Annotated in this window: 4 protein-coding genes; 2 read left to right on the forward strand and 2 right to left on the reverse strand. The window is 70.4% G+C overall.

Translation table 11 applies throughout. The features are described from left to right. A partial coding sequence (gene treS / locus E1289_RS36690; protein WP_243713447.1) for a maltose alpha-D-glucosyltransferase occupies positions 1-1,584 on the reverse strand: 1,584 nt, incomplete at its 3' end. A gap of 544 nt (positions 1,585-2,128) precedes the next feature. Between treS and E1289_RS36695 the strand changes: the two genes are divergently transcribed. Then, positions 2,129-2,449 carry a hypothetical protein gene (locus E1289_RS36695; RefSeq protein WP_131988644.1) on the forward strand — a complete coding sequence of 107 codons (321 nt, stop codon included), beginning with the start codon at positions 2,129-2,131 and terminating at the stop codon, positions 2,447-2,449. Positions 2,450-2,452: 3 nt separating this feature from the next. After that, positions 2,453-3,289 carry an STAS domain-containing protein gene (locus E1289_RS36700; RefSeq protein ID WP_131988646.1) on the forward strand — a complete coding sequence of 279 codons (837 nt, stop codon included), beginning with the start codon at positions 2,453-2,455 and terminating at the stop codon, positions 3,287-3,289. A 31-nt stretch (positions 3,290-3,320) separates the two neighbouring features. On the opposite strand, the gene E1289_RS36705 is transcribed toward E1289_RS36700, so the two are convergent. Beyond that, positions 3,321-3,959 (reverse strand): maltotransferase domain-containing protein (locus tag E1289_RS36705; protein WP_131988648.1); only part of this gene is annotated, 639 nt, incomplete at its 5' end.

Consider the following 3,959-nt stretch of genomic DNA (forward strand, 5'->3'; position numbering starts at 1 on the left):
GATCTCGCGGGTGAAGGCGAGGACGGAGGGGTTGGAGGCGGACAGTTCGACGTAGGAGCCGACGCCGAAGACGGGGTGGCGTTGCCGGATCTCGATCATTTTGCGGGTCCAGTGCAGGAGTGATCCGGGGTTGTTGGCCTGTGCTTCGACGTTGACGGCTTGGTAGCCGTAGATGGGGTCCATGATGACGGGGAGGTAGAGGCGGGCGGGGTCGCATTTGGAGAAGCCGGCGTTGCGGTCGGGGGTCCATTGCATGGGGGTGCGGACGGCGTCGCGGTCGCCGAGCCAGATGTTGTCGCCCATGCCGATTTCGTCGCCGTAGTACAGGACGGGGGAGCCGGGGAGGGAGAGCAGGAGGGCGGTGAACAGTTCGAGTTGGTTGCGGTCGTTGTCCAGGAGGGGGGCCAGGCGGCGGCGGATGCCGATGTTGGCTTTCATGCGGGGGTCTTTGGCGTATTCGGTGTACATGTAGTCGCGTTCTTCGTCGGTGACCATCTCCAGGGTGAGTTCGTCGTGGTTGCGGAGGAAGATGCCCCATTGGCAGGAGTCGGGGATTTTGGGGGTTTGGGCCATGATTTCGGAGATGGGGTAGCGCTGTTCGCGGCGGACGGCCATGAAGATGCGGGGCATGACGGGGAAGTGGAAGGCCATGTGGCATTCGTCGCCGCCGGCGGCGGGGTCGCCGAAGTATTCGACGACGTCGGCGGGCCATTGGTTGGCTTCGGCGAGCAGGACGCGGTCGGGGTAGAGGCGGTCGACTTCGGCGCGGACGCGTTTGAGGTAGGTGTGGGTTTCGGGGAGGTTTTCGCAGTTGGTGCCTTCGCGGGCGTAGAGGTAGGGGACGGCGTCGAGGCGGAAGCCGTCGATGCCCAGGTCGAGCCAGAAGCGCAGGTTTTCCAGCATGGCGTCTTGGACGTCGGGGTTGTCGTAGTTGAGGTCGGGTTGGTGGGAGAAGAAGCGGTGCCAGTAGTACTGGCCGCGGACGGGGTCGTAGGTCCAGTTGGAGGTTTCGGTGTCGATGAAGATGATGCGGGCGTCGGGGTAGCCGGTGTCGTGGTCGGCCCACATGTAGAAGTCGCCGAAGGGGCCGTGGGGGTCGGTGCGGGAGGCGTGGAACCAGGGGTGCTGGTCGGAGGTGTGGTTCATGACCAGGTCGGCGATGACTCTGATGCCGCGGGCGTGGGCTTGGTCGATGAGTTCGACGAAGTCGCCGAGTTCGCCGAATTCGGGGAGGATGCGGGTGTATTCGGCGATGTCGTAGCCGCCGTCGCGCAGGGGTGACTGGTAGATGGGCAGGAGCCACAGGCAGTCGATGCCCAGCCAGTGCAGGTGGTCGAGTTTGCTGATCAGGCCGCGTAGGTCGCCGTAGCCGTCGCCGTTGGAGTCGGCGAATCCGCGGACCGACACCTCGTAGAACACCGCGGTTTTGAACCAGTGCGGGTCGCGGGGCGTCTCGGGATCGAACGCGTCGGGCAGCGCCCGGGTGCCCGGCGCCCCGGCGTCCCGGCGCGGCGGCACCCCCGTCTCCGGCCCGGTGACCTGGTCGGACGTGCTGCTGGTGAGGTTCTTCGGCTGTCCGTGCATGGGTCACCCCGGTTGTGTTGGAGACATCTAGATCAGCAATTCCCGCCACCGCCTCCGGGGACGTTCACGACAGGCAACCATCCGTAAAAATCTCCGCACGCTCCGTGACCATCCGGGCGGTTTCGGGCGCCGGGGGCCCGTCCGGGCGGGGCGAGCGGAGCCCAGCGCGGGGAAGATCGTGCGGGGCGCGGCGGCGCCGTGGCCGCCGCGCCCCGCACCGCCGGGTCAACGCCCGGTAGCCGCCCGGCATGGCGCGGGAAAGCAGCGCAAAAACACGTCGATTCACGGCCCGGCCGCTGGCGTCCGGGCCTTCGAATACTTGCTTCGCGACGGTTGTGTCATGTCCGTGTTTTTAGCTTCGTCACTTTTTCTGTCGCATGCCGGGGGTAGGCCATTTCCAAGCTCAGAACCTGCCGCGCAATCGGCGGCCGCGCAGTCGGCGCCCGTTCACCCGGCGCCCGCGCGGCCGGTGGCAGGGCCGTTGACGAATCCGGACGAGAAGACTTCGTCCAAAGCGATCGGAGGGACAGTGGAGCGCTGGGAGATGTCGCCATCGGTCGTACCGACGCGCGATGACCTCGTGGCGCGGCTGCGCGTCCGCTTCGCCGATGTTCCGGCGGAGAACGTGCGCCGTTGCGTGGACGACCTGTGGTGCTGCTGCACCCACCTCGGGGTGCGGCCCGAGGAACGGACCATCGAACGCCTCGCGGCGTCCCGACTGACGGGCGTCGTCCGGGGCGGGCGCCCGCCGTATCCGGACGGACGCCCCGCGCCGCTGCCGCCCGGCTCCCAGGCCACCGCCCATGCCACCGCCCATGCCACCGCCGAGCGCCCCGCGGGCGCGCGAACCCCGATCGGGATGTGACTGATGAAGGACACCGCCGTGCCGGGCCTGGCCGTCGAGACCCGGCGAGGGTTCGTCGTGCTGAGCATGCCCGCGCAGATCAGCTGGCAGAACTACGCCGGGATCCGGGAGGAGGTGAGCAAGGCCCTGTCCCTCGCCTCGGGGGCCGGCGGCGGGGTCGTCGTGGACTTCGGTGACGCGGTCCTGCTGGACGCGGCGGGCCTGGTCCTGCTGGCCCGCGCGGAGACGCGGGCGCAGCTGCTCGGCTGCCCGCTGCGCGCCGTCGTCCCGGAACCGTCGGCCCATGTGCGGCGGGCGCTGCAGCTCACCGGCCTCAGCCGGCTCGTCCCGGTGCACGCGGACGTCGCGTCCGCCACGGCCGCGCCCGTCCCGGCCGGCGGCGCGCGGGACGTGGACACCACCCACGTGCTGGACGCCATCCGGGCCCTGCACCCGGGGGACGCGGGGCTCACGCCCACGCCGCCCGCCCCGTCCGAGCTGATGATCACCACGACGGCCGCCGGGGACGGCGACCACACGGTGGTCCACCTGTCCGGCGTCCTCGACGCGGTCACGGTGCCGCGGCTCGGGGACACGCTGACCGAGCTGGTCGAGGGCAACCTGCGGCATCTCATGGTGCGGATGCACGACCGGCTCGGCGTGCGGTCCGACCCGCTGCCGATCCTGCTCGGCATCCGCTGGCGGGTCGCCGCCGAGGGCGGCTGCCTCTCGCTGCCGGCGGTGCCCGCCAAGCTCCGCCGGGTCATCGACCGGGAGGGCCTCGCCTCCGCCTTCACCGGCTGCCGCCCCTTCGAGGACCGCCTGCCGGGCACCGGCCTGCTGAGCACCGGGCCGGCCTGACACCGGCGCGCGGGCGGCCGCTCGCGCCTCTTCAGTTCCCATCTGCCCGCGCACGTCCTTCGTTCCTCTGGAACGTGAGGATGTGCGCGGGTTGGGTGTGTGGGTCGAGGTGGACGTAGTTGGAGCGGTGCCAGGTGTAGGTGAGCGGGTGCCAGTCGCCGAGGGTCAGCAGGTCCCGCAGCGGGTGCCGTTCCAGCACATCCCACACATCCGGGTCCCCGGCGGCGGCGAGCCGTTCGAGGACGTCCACGTCCTCGTCCGACACGACCCGGACGAGGCGGGCCAGCGTGCGCCGGTCCTCGGGGGATGCGCCCCGCGCGGCGCGCCGGAACAACGCCACGCCTTCCGTGAGCATCAGCTCGGCGTCCTGGCCGCGCGGGACCTTGATCTGCGCGTCGTGCCACCAGTGCGCGATCGGATCGCCCCACGCCTCCACCCGGAACGACCACGAACCCGTCCGCGTCGGCGTCACCTCCGCCGCCCACCGGTCCAGCCCCTCACCCACCTCGGCCATCCGCTGACCGGGCAGCTCCTCACCCTCCGGCGTGCGCAGCACCACCGCCGCGCCCAGCATCTCGTGCCCCTCACGGAACACCGTCGCCGACACCTCGACCGTCTCACCCACCACGGCCTTGGCCGGCCACCTGCCACACCCCACCACCGGCGCCAC

It is taken from the genome of Actinomadura sp. 6K520, from assembly GCF_004349245.1.
GTDB lineage: Bacteria > Actinomycetota > Actinomycetes > Streptosporangiales > Streptosporangiaceae > Spirillospora.

What these genes read in the sequence shown, in the direction of transcription:
- E1289_RS36695 (WP_131988644.1), top strand. Translation starts at nt 2,129, where the DNA reads ATGTCGCCATCGGTCGTACCGACGCGCGATGACCTCGTGGCGCGGCTG.
- E1289_RS36700 (WP_131988646.1), top strand. Translation starts at nt 2,453, where the DNA reads ATGAAGGACACCGCCGTGCCGGGCCTGGCCGTCGAGACCCGGCGAGGG.